Origin of the sequence: Parvimonas sp. D2, from assembly GCF_035282635.1 — a bacterium.
Taxonomy (GTDB): domain Bacteria; phylum Bacillota; class Clostridia; order Tissierellales; family Peptoniphilaceae; genus Parvimonas.
Genome location: NZ_JAYKBO010000002.1, coordinates 203,391 through 221,241 on the forward strand (window position 1 = coordinate 203,391; position 17,851 = coordinate 221,241).

The window sequence follows — 17,851 nt, forward strand, 5'->3', positions numbered from 1 at the left end:
AAATGAGATATGGTCAGATAAGATCTTATGATGTTGCAAATGGTGTTGGTATCAGAACTAGTATTTTCGTAACTGGCTGTACACATAATTGTAAAGATTGTTTTAATAAAAAATATATGGATTTCAATTTTGGGGAGCTTTGGACTAAAGAAACTACTAATTTAGTCATAGACTATTTGCGTGATAAAAATGTTTCTGGTCTTACTTTGCTTGGCGGAGAACCAATGCAAAACGCAAAAGAACTCCTTGAAATTGTAAGAGATATTAAGAAAAGTGTAAATAAAAATATTTGGATTTATTCAGGATATACTTTTGAAGAAATTCTTGAAGATGATGATAGATTCGAGCTTTTAAAAGAATGTGATGTTTTGGTTGATGGAAGATTTGATTATAGATTAAAAGACTTAACTTTGAAATTTCGAGGTTCTTCAAACCAAAGAATTATAGACATAAAAAAGACAATTGAAACCGGAAATATTGTACTGTTTATGGAGTAAATATGTTAGAGAAAAAAATATTAAATATTTCGAAAATTGAAAATACAGATAAATATGATAGAAAAAAAGTCGGATATCTTTCAGGAATGATAGGAACATTTTTAAATGTTACTTTGGGAGTGTCAAAATTTGTAATCGGAATTTTAGCAAATTCAGTTTCAATAACAGCTGATGCAGTAAATAATTTTTCGGATGCTATTTATTCCTTTGCAACAGTTTTAGGCTTCAAATTTTCTTCTGCACCTCCAGATAAGGATCATCCTTATGGACATGGAAGAGTTGAATATATAACTACCTTAATAATCTCAATGATGGTTATGATTGTAGGAGTTCAATTTGCAAAGACATCTATCGAAAGAATTATAAATCCTGAAAAAATTATAATGGGTAAAATAGGAATTGCTTTTTTAGTGATTTCTATTTTTGTAAAACTTTGGATGAGTTTATTCAATAGAAAACTTTCTAAAGCAATAGATTCAAGTATTTTGAAGGCTACCTCAATTGACTGTTTGAGCGATGTTTTTACAACTTCAGTTGTTTTAATTGCAATGATTTTTGCAGATTATACTACTTTTCCTGTTGACGGAGTTGTGGGTCTAATAGTTTCTGCATTTATTCTATTCTCAGGTTTCTCTTTGGCAAGGGAAACAATAAGTCAACTTATTGGAGAAGCACCAAGTGTAGAATTGATAAAGTCAGTTTTGTCAGATATAGAAAAGCACAAAGAAATTTTGGGAATACACAATTACACTTTTCATAGATATGGACATCTTAAAACAATTGCAACTGTTGATGTTGAAGTTGATGCTGAAATGAGTTTAATCAAAGCACATAATCTTATGAGCCTTATTGAAAAAGAAATTTATGAAAAATATGAAATTGTATTGGTAATCCATGTTGAACCGGTAGGGGGAAACTTTACGGAAAGAGAAATTGAATTAAAAGAAATTACTGAAAATTGGAAAAATCAGTTTAGTTATATAAAATCAATGCATGACTTTGCAATTTACAAACAGGGAGATAAGTACTTTGTAGGATTGCAATTAGCATTAGATGGAAACAAATTGGATAAAAATTTTGATGAAAATAGTTTAAAATCAGAGCTTGAAGAACTGATAAAAAATTATGATGAAGAATTAAAAACTTCAATAACAATTTTATATGAATATTTTTAAAATAGCACTTCGGTGCTATTTTTTGTATAAGTTGACGAGTAGGTAATTTTTTTATATAATCAGGGTAGTAATTTATTTGGAGAAAATTTATGAAAAATTTAGTATTACCTTTTATTAGAAAAAATATTTTTAAAATTTTAATTTATAATATTTGTTTTATAGTTGCATATTTTTTAGATGCTTATTATTTTGGATATATTTTTTCTTTAGTCGAAAATAAAATATATAGTTATAATAAATTTATCGTTATTATACTTTTTTTGTTTGCTATAATTATATTTTCTAAAATTATGTCAAGTATTTTATTTTCAAAGCTATCTTATGAAGTAGTTCGTTTTAGATTTAAGTTAGCAAGAAAACTGAACAACTCAATTTTACAAAAGAATATGGAAGATATTGAAAATCCTAAATTTGAATATTCAATGAATAGAGCTTGGAATTTTTTAGCTTATGATAATGCAGGTTTTAGTGCAATTTTAATGGATTTAATAAATTTTATTCCTATTTTTGTGTTGCTTATTTTTTCAGGCTTTATTATTTTGAAAACTACTTTTTACATTGTTGTTTTTACATTTTTAATTCAACTTGGAGCATATCCTTTAAGAGAAAAAATTAATGAATTTGACTTAGACACAGATTTAGAACAGGGAAATGTATTAACAAAACTTGAATATTACAATAATTTTAGTATGAGAAATGAATATGGAAAGGATATTCGTATATTTAATTTAGGAAATCTAATTTTAAAGAGATATGAGAAAATTGTTAATGAAGCGATGGCTATTATAAGAAATAAAACTAATTTAGGTATAAAATTAGGTATAAATTCAATATTTTTGGAAATTTTAACTGATATTTTTACAATTGGAATGTTGATATACTTATTTAGTATTAATTCCATTTCTATATCTACGATTTTTATAGTTTTCAGTATGTATCAACTTTTTGTAACTAATGAAAAGGAGTCTTTAAGAATTATATCCGATTTAAAGAAAAATATCAAAATGTTTGATAAATACCTTTTGCATTTAGAAGAAAATAGTTTAAAAAGTAAAAAAGCTAATATAGAAAATAATGATGTATTCTTTGAACTTAAAAATATTTACTTTAAATATCCAAATACTGATAAATACAGTTTAGAAAATATAAATATGGAGTTTTCATCTTTCGATAAAATTGGAATAATTGGAGAAAATGGTGCCGGAAAGAGTACACTTATAAAAGTAATTATGGGAATTTACAATCAAACAAGTGGAAAAATTCTCATTAATGGGAAAGAAGTTTCAGCAAAAGAAAGACTTGCTTATTTTTCAGCCGTTTTTCAAAATTCACATTTTTTTGCAGGGACACTTAAAGAAAATTTATTCGGATTTGATAATGTAAAAAGTAATGAAGAAAAATATGTCGAAGAATATTTAGAAAGTTGTAAACTTGACAATGTAAATGGGAAATTGATAGATTTGAATACTAGATTTGGAAAAGAATTTTTTGAAGATGCTTTTGAACCGTCAGGTGGTCAATTACAAATGCTAACTATTCTAAGAGCATTGGTTAAAAGTGGAACAATGTTAATTTTAGATGAGCCTACATCTGCACTTGACGCTAAAAAAGAAATGGACTTTTATAAAAGATTATCTCTTGAAGAAAAGACAAAAGGATTTATTATTATTTCTCATAGATTGGCTATTTCTAATATAGTGGATAAAATTTATATTTTAAATAATGGAAAAATATTAGATTCAGGTTCTCATTTTGAATTAATTGAAAGATCTGAATATTATAGATATTTAAAAGAATTAACTAAAAGTATGTTTAAATTGAAAGTAGGTGATAAAAATGATTAATTCATTTAAAACTATTTTCAGATTTTTAAAACTATCTTTTAAAATAGATAAGAGATTTGTCTATAGAATTTTAATTGATATTTTAATTAATATTCTATTGACTTTACTAGCTTTATTTATGGTTAGAGATTTTACAGAATATTTACAAATTGGAAATATTAAAAATCTATCTATTAAATTGATTTTTGAGTCTATTGTTTTTGTTGTATTAAGGATTTTTAAAGAAGTATTAAAGTGGAGAGTTCAATACTCTGCAAGAGAGTATTTACTTAAAATGGAAAAAGAACTTTTGAAAAAATCAACGGAAATAGACTATTCTAATTTAGAAAGTCCTGATTTTCATAATTTACAAGAAAGGGCAAGATTTTCCCTTAGAAATCAATATTGTCTTGAAAATTTATTAGAGGCAATTGTAAAAAGCATAGAACATATTTCAATTATGTTAACAACTTTTATTGCCATAGGATATTTTTCTTTCTATCTAAGCATAGTATTACTTATCCTATTTGTTATAAATATATTTGCAAAGAAAAAATACAGTAAGGAAGAGAGTAAATTTTATGAAAACTTATCTCCGATAAATAGAAAATACTGGTATTATAGTTATATGGTTTTGAACAGAGATGATATATTAGATATAAAATCAAATGAATTTGAAACTTTTATAGATAATAAATTTTCTAAAACTATAAAAGATATATTAAAATGTTTTAAACCTTTTTATAGGAATAAGGCTATTGTAAATATAATTGAAGTGATAAATTCAATTATCTGTACCTTATTTGTAATAATTTTTAGTGCAAGTAGGGTTTATAAAAATGAAATCAGCTTTTCTGATTTTAGTTTTACTGTTGTAGGCATATTAAAATTTACAAACAGTATGAATGAATTTTCTGAGAATATAATTGATTTAGACAGATTTTCAAAATATACCATTCCTGTTTTGGATTTCATTGAATTTGACATTGTAAAAAATATAGAAAGAATTGTTGAGAATAAGGATTTTGGATTAATCGCAAAAAATATTTACTTTAAATATAGAGATTCTGAAAATTATGTTCTAAATGATATTTCATTTGAAGTAAAAAAACCTAAAATTATAGTAATTATTGGAGAAAACGGAGCAGGGAAAAGTACTTTAATAAAACTTATTTCAGGACTTTATGAGGCTTCAAAAGGAAGTTTAACTTATGATGGAAAGTCTATTTATGAAACTGAAAATAAGTATATAAGTACAATTTTCCAAGACTTTAAGTTGATTGATGATATAACTTTAAGAGAAAATATTTGCTGTAAATTAATTGAAAATGAAGGCGAAAAGGAAATTGTGGATGATGAAATTTTTAAAATTATTGATAAACTTGGGATAAAAAAAGAAGATTTTAAAATTAATTTAGATGATAAACTCGGAGTTGAACTTGATGATGGAAATATTGAATTGTCAGGAGGTCAAGCTCAATTAATCGCAATCTTAAGAGCAATTTATAAAAATAGTCCAATACTGGTTTTAGATGAACCTACAGGAAGTCTTGATATAGAAAAAGAAAATTCTGTTTATAAAATTTTAAAAAATATAAAAGAAGATAAAATAATATTTATGATTTCTCATAGAATGGCATCAGTTCATATTGCAGATAAAATATGGTTTATGAAAGATGGAAAAATAATTTTTGGGAATCATAATGAACTCATTGAAAATTCTCGGGAATATAAGGAGTTATACTTATCACAGTCAGAGAAATATATTTAAAATAAAGTCTAGATTCTATTTAGAATTTAGACTTTTTTGATAAAATTATTTTAAAAATACTATATTGATATTGAAAATTTGAGATTTCAAACGATAAATTGACTTGTATTAAAGTCAAGTGTTATAATACTATTGCGATTAATATTATATAATACTTATAATTTAAAGAAATGGGAGATGCTATGAATAGTATAAAAAATTATTTAAAACTTATGTCTTACATAGGAGAATATAGAGTTAGAAGGTTCAAAATAACTTTACTTTGTGCATTTTCTGTTATTTTGTATGCTGTTGCTCCATATATGATAGGAAGACTGGTTAATATGGTTCAAAATAGAGAAGATTTTTCTAAAGTTTTAAATTTTGGAATTTTACTTATAGTTTTGGGAATACTGCAAGCATTTTTTGATTCGTATCAGAATTATAAGTGGCACACATATAGGGTTGAATACATGAATTATTTTAGAAGTATTATGTTAAAAGGAGCTTTGGATAAGTCTCCGGAGTATTATAAACAAAATCCAAGTGACTTAACTTCAAGAATTTTACATGATTGCGAAACTGTAAGTGAAGATATTAGTATAGGACTTCCTATGCTATTTTTAAACGTTCTTAATATTTCAATAGTTTTGGGACTTATGTTCTATATGTCTTTTAAACTTGCAATTATTGTTTTGTTTGTAATTCCGATTTATACAATATTTTTTAAAAAGGTTGATAGTGCCATAAGAAAGAACAGTAAAGATGAAAGAGAACATTTTGCATTAGTAACGGAAAGTGTAAAGGAATATACTGATGGAATTTTCCAAATAAAAATTTTTGGTAAAGAGAAATTCTTTTTGAATAAGTTTAGAGAAAATATAAAAAAATATGAAATTTATTTAAAGAACATTAAGAAATATACTGCAATAGGATATGGACTTACAGGACTTATTGTAGTACTTTTACCAATTGTAATATTACTTTTTGGAGCAATGGAAGTGAATTCAGGAAATATGTCTTTAGGTTCATTGTTTGCGTTTTATTTTTATTTGGGATATCTTTATGAGCCAATGAGAAATTTATCAGATTGGGTTTCAGGAGTTCAGGTAACTCTTGGAATGAGTGATAGAATTTTAGAATTTGTTGATAGTGCAGAAGTTGAAGATAAAAAAGAGGCTATTTCAAGCATAGATACTATAAAAGTTGAGAATCTCACTTTTTCTTATGACGAAAAAAATTATATATTTAAAAATTTTAATACAGAAATGGAAAAGGGAGATATTATAGGAATTATAGGTCCGTCTGGTTCGGGGAAAAGTACTTTAATAGATTTGCTCTTAAAGAGAATTTTAAACTACAATGGTAAAATTACAATAAACGGGATAGATTTAAAAGATATAAACAGAACTTCTTACTACAATTTGATTTCATATCTTGAACAAGATGCCTTTTTATTTAAAGGTTCATTAAAAGAAAATATAGCTTTTGATAGTTTTGATGAAGATAATTTTGAAATTTCTACTGAATTATCACAGGTTAAAAAGTTTAATGGGAAAAAAGATGGAGATTTTGAAATTGAAATTAAAGGGAAAAATGTTTCAGGTGGGGAAAAGCAGAGAATTGCACTTGCGAGAGCTTTGTATAAAAATTCTAATTTGTTGATTTTAGATGAATTTACTTCTGCTTTAGATTTCGAAACAGAACAGGAAGTTGTTAAAAATATTGAAAAAATCAGCAAAGATAAGATAATATTAATAATAACTCATAGAAAATTACCATTATCTATTTGTAATAAGTTGATAGATCTTGAAAAATAGATTTAAGGAGAGAAATATGAAAATAATTTTATCACCTGCAAAGACAATTTCTAAAATTTGTGAAAGATTTTCTTTGGGAGTTGAATTTTCTAATAAAACAAATGAAATTTTAAAGAATGTTCCTGAAGTTTTGGGTTCAAAAGATTATTGCAAGGCTTTTTATATGTATGATGGAATGTGTTATAAAAATATAAAAAGAGAAGAGTTTGATGAGTGTGATTTAGAGTATATAAGAGAGCATTTAATTATAATTTCTGCACTATATGGTGCGCTTAAACCTTTTGATTTAATTAATCCATATAGACTCGATTTTCTTATGAAAACAAAAATGGGAAATTTATATAATTTTTGGGAAGATGATATTGCTAAGAACATTTTAAAAGATACAGATTTTATTGTTAATCTTGCAAGTGATGAATTTTCAAAAACAGTTAGAAAGTACATTTCAGAGAATCAAATTTTGGATTTTGAATTTTATGAAAAAGTCAATGGAAAACTAAAAAAACATTCTACAATTTCGAAGAAGGCTAGAGGAATGATGCTTAATTTTATGACTAAAAATAAAATTGAAAATATTGAAGATATAAAGAAATTTGACAAAGATGGATATGGTTTTGTTGAAGAAATGTCTTTAGAAAATAAATTTGTATTTGTGAAAAATAGCTAGAAATATTATTATATGAGATCTCTCCGCTTCGTTTTGCATCGCTCAACTTCGGTCGAGATGACATATTGAGGATTTGAAATGAACGTCAACACGATATGAATATTTTTGTAGTGATAGAGTGAAAATATGGTTTTAAGTTTATTAACTTTTAACATTATGCTATTAAATTAGGTTTCCTCTTTGCACGTCATTTCGACCGAAGCGAAGTGTCGCGAATCTAGCCCTAACTTTGTTTGCTTGCAAATAAAAGTAGGTCTGACAAAGAATTGTATCATTAGATACAATTGCTTTGGAAATCTCATAATTTTGTTTTTTTACAAGGTAATATTAAGTGAATATTTTTTATATTTTAATTAGAACTTCAAAAGTGTAAAAACTTTTGGAGTTTTTTATATTAAAAATATTTTTATAGAAATGTTTGCATATAGATATATAGTAAATTTTATATTAGCTTTTTATAAATAAAATTAATAAATAATTTTTTGATTAAATAAAAAATACTGTTTTTTCAATAATTATATTTTATGATAATTAGTATTTTTATTGTTTTACAATATTTTGTTATTTCATCTTGACAAATACGTTTTCTTTATGGTATCATTACTTTGCATAGTGATTATTATACTGCATTTACACTTTCTTTAGATGAATTTTAATATATTGTTATTCAATAAAATATATGGTCAAGGAGTTTTTATGGGAAAAACTAATTTATTAAATAGTAAAAACATTAAAAAATGGATATTACCAATTATTTTATTAATTTCTTATAAATTTATATTTGATAAGATGATTTCTTATATTGTAATAAATAGGGCAGGTAATTTTTCTAAATCGATATTAATTGGTAATTTTATTGTTGCAATTATATTGTTTTTGTTAATTAAATTTATATTTAAAGGAAAATTAAATTCGATTGATAGTTCTGAAAAAATGGACTTAAAAAAATCTATTATTATTTCAATAGTTGTGTTATTTTTAACTATAGGAATTATATATGGGGTTATGTGGGTACAATCTTTTCTTTTTAGTCATATTAGCTTAAATAGTTCTAATGCAGATGCTATTACAAAAGAATTTAAATCTAATCCCTTATCAGTAGTTGGGCTTTCTTTTGTAACATCAACACTTGAGGAACTAGTTTATAGACAACTGTTGTTTGGATATTTGTATGATTTATTTTTAGGATGTAATAAATATATTAGATATATAACTTCAGCACTAATATCTGCAATTATATTTGGATCAATACATGATGGTTTATTCCATCCTGCAATGCTTCAATACATAACTCATGGATTTATTTTATCTGGACTTTATTTATATACAAAAAGAATATCATCTCCAATAATTGTACATGTTTTATTTAACTTACTTTTAGACTTTAGGAGATTTATAATTTATTTCTAATATTATGAAAATATAATAAAGGAGAAAATAATGCTAGATACTAATTTATTAAATATAAAAAACTTTAAAAAATGGATATTACCAATTTTGATGTTTTTAGTTTATGAATGTTACAGCAAAATATCTAAAAAACTTTTTATAAAATATGGGACAAAGGATTTTGCATTTATACATTTTTTTGCTCATATTGTATTAATAATTTTCTTTATATGTTTAATTCATTTTGTATATAAGGATAAATTTAATTCGATAGATGATTCTAAAAAAATGAATTTACTAAAATCAGTACTGATTTCAGTAGTAGTATTTGTAATTAGTTTTTATCTTGATAAGATTATCTCCGTTATTGTGTATAATGTATTCGGAAATGTTAATAGCATTAATGATAATGCTATAAAAACAGCAAAAGAAGTTAGTATTTATAGAAATTTTGATAGCGTATTTGTAGCTCCTATATTTGAAGAGATTGTGTTTAGGCAGATATTGTTTGGATACTTATATGATTTACATTCAGGATGTAATAAATATATTAGATTTATTACTGCATCAATTGTATCTTCAATAGTGTTTGGGTCAATACATAATGGAGTTTTTCATCCTTATATGTTATTTTATGTTACTTCTGGTATAATTCTATCTAGTTTATATGTTTATACTAAAAGATTATCGTCACCTATTATTGTCCATATTTTACATAATCTTTTCTAATTTTTTTAAAAATTATTATTGAGAAATATAAATTAGGGTTTTAAGAACAAGGAGATAATTATGGAAAAAACAAATATATTAAATAAGCAAAACTTTAAAAAGTGGATATTACCGATTTTAATGTTCATTTTTTGCGAATTCATTTTTAAAAGAAAAATTTTACCTATTTTTAGGAAGTTCGTATTGACTGGAGATTATTTTTTTGATGGTATTTTATTTGATGGATTAGGATATATTTTTATAATTTTATCTGTATTGTTAATTTCTAAGTATGTATATAATGGAAAATTTAATTCAATAGATGCTTCTTCAAAAAAAGGATTGAAAGAGAGTCTTTTATTTTCTATTGTAATCTTGATTTTAACTATAATATTTTTATTTATGCTCAAGAATTTTTTAGTAAATGTTTTAGGTATTGTTAGAAAAAGTAAGAACACCATTATTACAGTATTTTTTTTGAAAAAAACATTGTTTTCTGTATTTACTATAGTATTTACAGGACCTATGTTTGAGGAAATTGTATATAGAAAAATCTTATTTGGATATTTATATGATTTACTTTCAGGATGTAATAAATATGTACGATTTATAACATCTGTCCTTGTGTCTTCAATAATATTTGGAGCAACACATGATGGAGTTTTTCATCCTGCTATGATTACATATGTAGTATATGGAGTGGTTTTTTCTAGTGTATATTTTTATACGAAAAGAATTTCTGCATCTATGACGGTGCATGTTTTAAATAATTTGTTTTTAGCAATGATGGATATTTTTGGAATTTAATTATAATAAAATTTTTAAGAAAATTATAAATAGTATAAAAAATATTGCAGAGGTGAAATTGTGGGAAATATAAAAAATTCAAAAAAATGGATAGCTCCTATTTTAATGTTTGTTTTTTGTGAATTCATTTTTAGGCAAAGAATATCAAAAAAAATATTTTATGATGATTTATTAGTTTTTGCTTTTTTTGATAATACTGTAGTAAATAAATATTTTTCGTTGGGATTATGGTGTTTTGTTGTTGCTTGTATTATTTTATTAATTTCTAAGTTTGTATTTAATGGAAAAATGAATTCTATAGATAATTCTGAAAAAATGGATTTAAAAAAGTCTATAATTATTTCAATTTTATTTTTTGTATTTACTATGATATTAGTTTATACTACTAAGTATATTGAATATTATATTTTTAATATATCTAACATAAGTTTAAATACTAAAAATATTCTTGCTATCGAAAAACTTAATTTTTCTGTGAGTATATTTTCAAGTATTTGTATATCTATTTTTGAAGAACTGGTGTATAGGCGAATATTATTTGGATATTTATATGATTTACATTCGGGTTGTAATAAATATATTAGGATAATAACATCTATAGTAGTATCATCAGTAATTTTCGGTTCAATACATGATGGTGTTTTTGCTTATGCTATGGTTAGATATATTATATATGGAATATCTTTTTCAGCAGTATATCTATATACTAAGAGAATCGGTGCTTCCATAACAGTTCATGTTTTAATTAATATATTTTTAATAGTTAAAGATACATTTTTGTAATTTAATCAAAATAACTTTTTTTAGAAAAAATAATTCATATTAAAAAAATATTGCAAAGGAGGATATTTTGATAAATGTAAAAAACTTTAAAAAGTGGGGCTTCCCTGCTTTAATGTTTCTATTTTTTGAATTCATCTTTAGACAGAAAATTTTAAATTCTTTATTTTTTGGGAAAATATTTGTTTTTAAATTTTTTGAAAATCCAATTGTAAATAATTTCTTTGTTGGTGGGATTTGTTGCCTATTTGGGAATTGTATAATTTTTTTGATTATAAAGTATATATTTAATGGAAAATTAAATTCTATAGATAATTCGGAAAAAATGGACTTAAAAAAATCTATAATTATTTCGATATTAGTTTTTGTTTTTACTATGTTGATTATATATTTAGCTTCATACATTGAAAGTATTTTCAAACTTGAGGTTTATAGTTTGAATGCAAAAAATACTAGGGGTACTGAAAGACTTAATTTGTTTGTAAGTTTATTTTCAATAGCTTCGGTAAATATATTTGAAGAACTGGTGTATAGACGAATACTGTTTGGATATTTGTATGATTTACATTCGGGTTGTAATAAATATATTAGGATAATAACATCTATGATAATATCATCGATAATTTTCGGCTCAACACATGATGGTGTATTTCATTTGGCTATGATTCAATATATAATTTATGGAATATCTTTTTCAGCAATATACTTATATACTAAGAGAATCAGTTCAGCTATAACAGTTCATATTTTAGTTAATATATTTATAATAATTATGAGATTTTTCTAATTTAAACATATAAAAAAACTTATTATATAAAATAAAAATTTTAGGAGGAAGTTATGAGTGTTAAGACAAAAAATTTTATTGTATCATTATTAATATCATTAGTTTATTTTTTAGGGATTTTAAGATTTTCTACTTTGGTAAATAAATATTTAAAATCAGAATTTGTACTTAAAAACCTATCAAATATAAATATGGTTTTACTTTTGATTTTTGGAGTTTTAGTATATTTGTTTTGTAAAAAGTTTCCAACAAATTCAATATCCAAAGGTAGTAAAAAGGAACCTTTAGTAAAATCAATTTTGATTGGGGTATGTTATGGGATAGCTTTACTAGTTGTAATTCAAATTTTATTTAAAATTTTAGGATTTTTAGGTTATCCCTATGATATGACTGGAGAATTTATTAGAATTAAAAATCTGGTTTCTAATAATAAAATTTCCTTAATAAATATGGTGTTTATTATTCCATTTGTAACTGAAATAGTCTATAGAAGTATAGTATTCGGCCACTTATATGATTTATATGAAGGTGGATACAAATTTGTCAGATTATTTACACCAGCTTGTTTATCAGGAATTTTGTTTGCACTTATAAATGTAAAACATGCACTTCCTGTCGTAGTAGAAGCTGTAATTATATCCTTGACTTTTGGATATGTTTATTTAAAGACAAAAAGAATAGAAAGCGCGATAATTGGACATATTGTATTTAGTACAGGTATTGTAATACTTTCATTTATTGTAAAGACAAGTGTTTTATAAAATGTATTATATTAATTATTGATTGTTTTATTTAAAATGATGTTACTTTAAAAAAATATTTTAAATTTAGTAAAGTTTACCCAAAAACTTGAAAAAAAAGTATTTTTGATATATAATTTTAAGTGAGTGAAAACTTAAAATAAAATAATTAAGGAGTGTGTTTTATGACTAAAATAGCTGTTATTGGAGCAGGCCCAGGAGGATATGAGGCTGCTATTAGAGCTGCACAAATGGGAGCAGAAGTTGTACTTATTGAAGCAGATAGACCAGGTGGTACTTGTTTAAATAGAGGATGTATCCCTACAAAAACACTTTGGAAAAATGCTGAAATTATGGAAAACATTCATAGAAAAGCAGAATTCGGTTTACTTATGGATGAATGTAAAATTGATCCAATAAGACTTAATGAAAGAAAATGCGAAGTTGTTGAAAAAATCGTAGGTGGGGTAGAATTCTTAATTGGTTCTTATCCAAATATTGAATACCTAAAAGGTTTTGGTTCTTTTGTTGATCCTCATAAAATTCATGTTAAATTAAATGATGGTTCAGAAAAAGATGTAACAGCTGATTACATAATCATTGCTACAGGTTCTAAACCAAGTGTTCCACCAATTGCAGGAACTGATTTGCCTAATGTAATTACTAGTGATGAGTTCTTAGATTTAAAAGAAATTCCTGAAGAACTTATAGTTGTTGGTGGTGGAGTTATCGGAATGGAATTTGCAAGTATTTATGCTCAATTCGGTTCAAAAGTAACTGTAATGACTAATGGTGTTTTACCTGCAACTGATGGAGAAATTCAAAAGAGAATTCCAAGTATTTTCAAAAGAGCGGGAATTAAGATTGTAAATAAAGTTCGTGCAAGTGAAATTACACAAGAAAACGGGAAATTAAAAGTTACAGCTAAGAGAGTTGATAAAGATAAAGTTGAAGAAGCTGAAGGTACAATGGTTCTTTTAGCAACAGGAAGAAAAGCTAATATCGATGGATTAGAAATCGAAAAAGCAGGAGTTGTTACTGAAAGAGGAGCTGTAGTTACTGATAAAGAATTTAAGACAAATGTTGACCACATTTATGCTATTGGTGACGTTGTTTATGGAAATGTTCAACTTGCTCACGTTGCAAGTGCACAAGCAATTCATGTTGTTGAAAAATTAATGGGAGAACATCCTGAAATTAATTTAGATATTGTTCCTGCTTGTACATTTACTTTACCAGAAGTTGCTCAAGTTGGTTTAACTGAAGAAGAAGTTATTGCTCAAAATATTCCTTATGTTAAGAGTAAATTTATGTTCAGCGGAAATGGTAAAGCTGTTTCATTAGGAGAAGCTGATGGATTTGTAAAAGTTCTTGCAACTGAAGACTTAAAGAGAATTTTAGGTATCCATATTATTGGACCTCATGCAAATGACTTAATTCATGAAGGAACAGTTGCTATGGCAAATGATATGGGAGTTGAGTCAATAGGCAAGATGATTCACGCTCACCCAACTCTATCAGAAGCATTTATGGAAGCTATTCACCAATTAGAAGGAAAATCAATCCATAGTGCACCTGCAAAATAATTATTTTGTTAGAATTTTAGGGAGCGTTAGCTCCCTTTTTTATTAAAGAGGTAAGAATGAATATTTTTGAACAAATTGCAAAAGAATTAAATATAAAAGTAGGTCAAGTTGAAAATACTGTAAAACTTATAGATGAGGGAAATACTATCCCTTTTATCGCAAGATATAGAAAAGAAGTTACAGGAAATTTAGATGATGAAATACTTAGAAATTTAGAACAAAAATTACAATATTTAAGAAATTTAGAGCAAAGAAAAGAAGATGTTATAAGATTAATTGACGAGCTTGGAGAGTTGACAGATGAATTAAAAAAGGAAATTTTAAATGCTGAAACTCTTTCAAAAGTTGAGGATATATATCTTCCATTTAGACCTAAAAAGAGAACTAGAGCAACTATTGCAAAGGAAAAAGGATTAAAACCGCTTGCTGACTTGATTTTAGATAGAAAGCTTAAGGAAAATAATTTTGAACAAAAGGTTTCTGAATTCATAAGTGAAGAAAAAGAAGTTTTAAATATTGATGAAGCTATGGCTGGTGCTTTAGATATTATTGCAGAAATGATTTCTGAAGATAAAGATTTTAGAGATATTTTAAGAAAAGATGCTGAGAAAAATGGAATTTTAGTCTCTGAAAAGGGGAAAGAAGAAAATAATGTTTATGATATGTATTATGAATTTTCTGAAAAGATTTCTAAACTTCCAGCGCATAGAATACTTGCTATAAATAGAGGAGAAAAGGAAAAAGCTCTAAAGGTTTCTATAAAGTTAAGTGACGAAAAAAATATTGGTGAAATTTTATTTTCACTATGTATGGATGATGAAAATTTCTGTCATAAATTTTTAAAAGAAGCTGTTATCGATAGTTATAACAGACTTCTATTCCCACAAATAGAAACTGAAATAAGAGCAAATTTGAAGGAAAAAGCAGACACACAATCTATTGAAGTTTTTGGTAAAAATTTAAAACCCTATATTATGCAATCTCCAATTCTTGACAGAGTTGTTCTAGGAATTGACCCTGGTTATAGAACGGGTTGTAAGGTAGCTGTTATTTCAAAAACTGGATCAGTTTTAGATCATGTAAATATATATCCTACAAAGCCACAGGAAAAAATAAAGGAAAGCAAGGAAATTTTAGCAAAGCTTATTAAAAAATATGATGTAAGTTTAATTGCAATTGGAAATGGTACTGCAAGTCGTGAAACTGAAAAAGTTGTTGTTGAATTGTTAAATGAATTGAAAAAAGAAGACTTATTCTATTCAATTGTAAATGAAGCGGGAGCTTCAATTTATTCTGCTTCAAAACTTGGACAAGAAGAATTTCCGGATTTAGATGTAACTGTTAGAGGTGCAATATCAATAGCAAGACGTATTCAAGACCCAATGGCTGAGCTTGTGAAGATTGAACCAAAACATATTGGTATAGGACAATATCAACATGATGTAAATCAAAAACAATTGACAGAAACATTATCTGATGTTATTGAAGATTGTGTAAATAAGGTTGGAGTTGATGTTAATACTGCATCATTCTCTCTTTTATCTTATATTTCAGGTATGACAAAAACTATGGCTAAAAATTTAGTTTCATATCGTGATGAAAATGGAGCCTTTAAAAATAGAGATGAAATAAAAAAAGTAAAAGGAATAGGACCTAAAGCATATACTCAATCCGCGGGATTTTTGAGAATTAGAAATGGTGAAAACCCACTTGATAATACAGCTGTTCATCCTGAAAGTTATGAAATTGCTGAAAAACTTTATGGTAAAGATTTAGATAAGATTAATATTTCAAAACTTTCAAAAGAATTAGAAGTTGGTGAATTAACATTAAAGGATATAATTCAAGAGCTTAAAAGACCTGGTCGTGATATTAGAGAAGATATGCCAAAACCAATTTTAAGATCTGATGTTCTTTCTATTGAGGATTTGGAAGTTGGAATGGAATTAAAGGGAACTGTAAGAAATGTTGTAGATTTTGGGGCATTTGTAGATATTGGAATTAAAAATGATGGACTAGTTCATATTTCACAAATTTCAAATAAATATATAAAGCATCCTTCAGAAGTATTAAAAGTTTCTGATGTAGTTAAGGTTAAAATTTTAGAAATTGACCTTGAAAAGCAAAAAGTAAAATTGACAATGAAGTAAAAAGAAATGCGATAAAACGCATTTCTTTTTTTGTATAAAAATAAAGTAATTATCAATGCTAATGTTGTGTAAAATCTTTAAAAAAATAGTGAATATTTTATCATAAGAATTTTTATGGTTTCATAAGGTTGTTAAATGTTTAAAAATGAAGGAATATATTTTATAATAAAAAATAATTATTAATAATGCTTATCCATAGAAAAAAAGTATTAGACTTATTTATAAATGTGTGATAATATGGCTATGATTATATTTGTTTGTGATTTTACAAAATCTTTTATCAAATATAAATAGTAAATATATAGGAGGTTATTATATGGATATTCAAGAAAGTGTAAAACTTGTAGATTCATATTTAGATTTGAATCGTAAAGTAGTAGGAGTAAAGTTTTTTCACGATGAAGAAAGTTATGAAAAGTTTGAAGTTCCTGAAAGAGAAAGTAAAGTTACATATTGTAACGCTGTTAATTTGGCGTCAAAAGGAGCTAATGTAAAAGTAAGAAAAGTACATCAAGGGTGTCCAAATGGTTCAGTTGCTTTTGGTTTTAATCAAGCGCCACCTAAAATGGCATCTGGAGAAGCTAGATTTAGTAAAAATATTTATAAAGATGTTGAAACATCAAAAAGTGTTTCTGATGAAATGATATTTTTGAAGGAACCAATCTATGGTATAGTAGTGATGCCTTTAGAAAATTTTAAAGTTGAACCAGATGTTGTTGTTATGATTGAAAAAGCATATAACATAATGAGAGTTGTTCATGGATATTCTTATTTTAATGGATACTCTCCAGAAATGAAAACTGTTGGTTTACAAGCGGTTTGTCATGATCTTACAACTCTTCCTTATGAACATGGAACAATAAATATCACATTCTTATGCCCAGGTACAAGACTTATGGCAAATTGGCATCCTGATGAGTTAGGAATTGGAATGGCGTGGAAACATTGGTACAATGTTGTTCAAGGTATAGTTGAAACTACAAATCCTTTTGAACGTAATGGAAATAAGAGAAAAATAATTAAGAAGATGAAAAAGAATCATATGGATGATTCTGTAATTGAATTAAATAAAAATTATGATACAGGATCATATTTAGGTGGACCAATAGAAAAATAAATTCAAAATAGTTAGGGATTTCTTTTTAGAAATTCCTAACTTGAATTTTTTAAAA

General features: G+C 25.6%; 15 protein-coding genes. All 15 read left to right on the top strand.

Features of this window, described 5'->3' with window-relative positions:
• Window positions 1-2 precede the first annotated feature (2 nt).
• The 15 genes from nrdG (at window position 3) to VJI77_RS03635 (ending at window position 17,796) form a co-directional block, all read left to right on the top strand.
• Complete coding sequence (gene nrdG, locus VJI77_RS03565) at window positions 3-497, top strand: anaerobic ribonucleoside-triphosphate reductase activating protein (RefSeq protein WP_009354965.1); 495 nt, start codon at window positions 3-5, stop codon at window positions 495-497.
• 2 nt (window positions 498-499) lie between these two features.
• On the top strand, window positions 500-1,672 hold the full coding sequence (locus VJI77_RS03570; protein WP_323988305.1) for a cation diffusion facilitator family transporter: 1,173 nt from the start codon (window positions 500-502) through the stop codon (window positions 1,670-1,672).
• An 89-nt stretch (window positions 1,673-1,761) separates the two neighbouring features.
• A complete protein-coding gene (locus tag VJI77_RS03575) occupies window positions 1,762-3,516 on the top strand; it encodes an ATP-binding cassette domain-containing protein (RefSeq protein ID WP_323988306.1) in 1,755 nt (584 codons plus the stop codon).
• Window positions 3,509-5,266, top strand: a complete 1,758-nt coding sequence (locus tag VJI77_RS03580) for an ABC transporter ATP-binding protein (protein ID WP_323988307.1) — start codon at window positions 3,509-3,511, stop codon at window positions 5,264-5,266. The genes VJI77_RS03575 and VJI77_RS03580 overlap by 8 nt, the downstream gene beginning before the upstream one ends.
• 182 nt (window positions 5,267-5,448) lie before the next feature.
• Window positions 5,449-7,065, top strand: coding sequence for an ABC transporter ATP-binding protein (locus VJI77_RS03585; protein ID WP_323988308.1), 1,617 nt, complete (start codon window positions 5,449-5,451; stop codon window positions 7,063-7,065).
• 16 nt (window positions 7,066-7,081) lie between these two features.
• On the top strand, window positions 7,082-7,732 hold the full coding sequence (locus tag VJI77_RS03590; protein WP_323988309.1) for a YaaA family protein: 651 nt from the start codon (window positions 7,082-7,084) through the stop codon (window positions 7,730-7,732).
• Window positions 7,733-8,428: 696 nt separating this feature from the next.
• Window positions 8,429-9,142 carry a CPBP family intramembrane glutamic endopeptidase gene (locus tag VJI77_RS03595; protein WP_323988310.1) on the top strand — a complete coding sequence of 238 codons (714 nt, stop codon included), beginning with the start codon at window positions 8,429-8,431 and terminating at the stop codon, window positions 9,140-9,142.
• Window positions 9,143-9,172: 30 nt separating this feature from the next.
• Complete coding sequence (locus VJI77_RS03600) at window positions 9,173-9,850, top strand: CPBP family intramembrane glutamic endopeptidase (RefSeq protein ID WP_323988311.1); 678 nt, start codon at window positions 9,173-9,175, stop codon at window positions 9,848-9,850.
• Between the two features lie 60 nt (window positions 9,851-9,910).
• A complete protein-coding gene (locus VJI77_RS03605) occupies window positions 9,911-10,636 on the top strand; it encodes a CPBP family intramembrane glutamic endopeptidase (protein ID WP_323988312.1) in 726 nt (241 codons plus the stop codon).
• Window positions 10,637-10,696: 60 nt separating this feature from the next.
• Window positions 10,697-11,419, top strand: a complete 723-nt coding sequence (locus tag VJI77_RS03610; RefSeq protein WP_323988313.1) for a CPBP family intramembrane glutamic endopeptidase — start codon at window positions 10,697-10,699, stop codon at window positions 11,417-11,419.
• A 67-nt stretch (window positions 11,420-11,486) separates the two neighbouring features.
• On the top strand, window positions 11,487-12,203 hold the full coding sequence (locus tag VJI77_RS03615; protein ID WP_323988314.1) for a CPBP family intramembrane glutamic endopeptidase: 717 nt from the start codon (window positions 11,487-11,489) through the stop codon (window positions 12,201-12,203).
• 53 nt (window positions 12,204-12,256) lie between these two features.
• A complete protein-coding gene (locus tag VJI77_RS03620; RefSeq protein WP_323988315.1) occupies window positions 12,257-12,964 on the top strand; it encodes a CPBP family intramembrane glutamic endopeptidase in 708 nt (235 codons plus the stop codon).
• Between the two features lie 164 nt (window positions 12,965-13,128).
• Window positions 13,129-14,529, top strand: coding sequence for a dihydrolipoyl dehydrogenase (gene lpdA / locus VJI77_RS03625; RefSeq protein WP_323988316.1), 1,401 nt, complete (start codon window positions 13,129-13,131; stop codon window positions 14,527-14,529).
• A 56-nt stretch (window positions 14,530-14,585) separates the two neighbouring features.
• Window positions 14,586-16,679 (top strand): Tex family protein, encoded by a 2,094-nt coding sequence (locus tag VJI77_RS03630; protein WP_323988317.1) that lies wholly within the window; start codon window positions 14,586-14,588, stop codon window positions 16,677-16,679.
• Window positions 16,680-16,995: 316 nt separating this feature from the next.
• The gene (locus tag VJI77_RS03635; protein ID WP_323988318.1) at window positions 16,996-17,796 is read left to right on the top strand and encodes a DUF169 domain-containing protein; all 801 of its coding nucleotides are present in this window, start codon (window positions 16,996-16,998) and stop codon (window positions 17,794-17,796) included.
• Window positions 17,797-17,851: the final 55 nt, after the last annotated feature.

Bases quoted from the DNA above. Each gene is read 5' to 3' on its own strand.
- VJI77_RS03570 (WP_323988305.1), top strand. From the start codon at position 500: ATGTTAGAGAAAAAAATATTAAATATTTCGAAAATTGAAAATACAGAT.
- VJI77_RS03580 (WP_323988307.1), top strand. From the start codon at position 3,509: ATGATTAATTCATTTAAAACTATTTTCAGATTTTTAAAACTATCTTTT.
- VJI77_RS03605 (WP_323988312.1), top strand. From the start codon at position 9,911: ATGGAAAAAACAAATATATTAAATAAGCAAAACTTTAAAAAGTGGATA.
- VJI77_RS03585 (WP_323988308.1), top strand. From the start codon at position 5,449: ATGAATAGTATAAAAAATTATTTAAAACTTATGTCTTACATAGGAGAA.
- VJI77_RS03620 (WP_323988315.1), top strand. From the start codon at position 12,257: ATGAGTGTTAAGACAAAAAATTTTATTGTATCATTATTAATATCATTA.
- VJI77_RS03590 (WP_323988309.1), top strand. From the start codon at position 7,082: ATGAAAATAATTTTATCACCTGCAAAGACAATTTCTAAAATTTGTGAA.
- VJI77_RS03575 (WP_323988306.1), top strand. From the start codon at position 1,762: ATGAAAAATTTAGTATTACCTTTTATTAGAAAAAATATTTTTAAAATT.
- VJI77_RS03630 (WP_323988317.1), top strand. From the start codon at position 14,586: ATGAATATTTTTGAACAAATTGCAAAAGAATTAAATATAAAAGTAGGT.
- VJI77_RS03600 (WP_323988311.1), top strand. From the start codon at position 9,173: ATGCTAGATACTAATTTATTAAATATAAAAAACTTTAAAAAATGGATA.
- nrdG (WP_009354965.1), top strand. From the start codon at position 3: ATGAGATATGGTCAGATAAGATCTTATGATGTTGCAAATGGTGTTGGT.
- lpdA (WP_323988316.1), top strand. From the start codon at position 13,129: ATGACTAAAATAGCTGTTATTGGAGCAGGCCCAGGAGGATATGAGGCT.
- VJI77_RS03595 (WP_323988310.1), top strand. From the start codon at position 8,429: ATGGGAAAAACTAATTTATTAAATAGTAAAAACATTAAAAAATGGATA.
- VJI77_RS03635 (WP_323988318.1), top strand. From the start codon at position 16,996: ATGGATATTCAAGAAAGTGTAAAACTTGTAGATTCATATTTAGATTTG.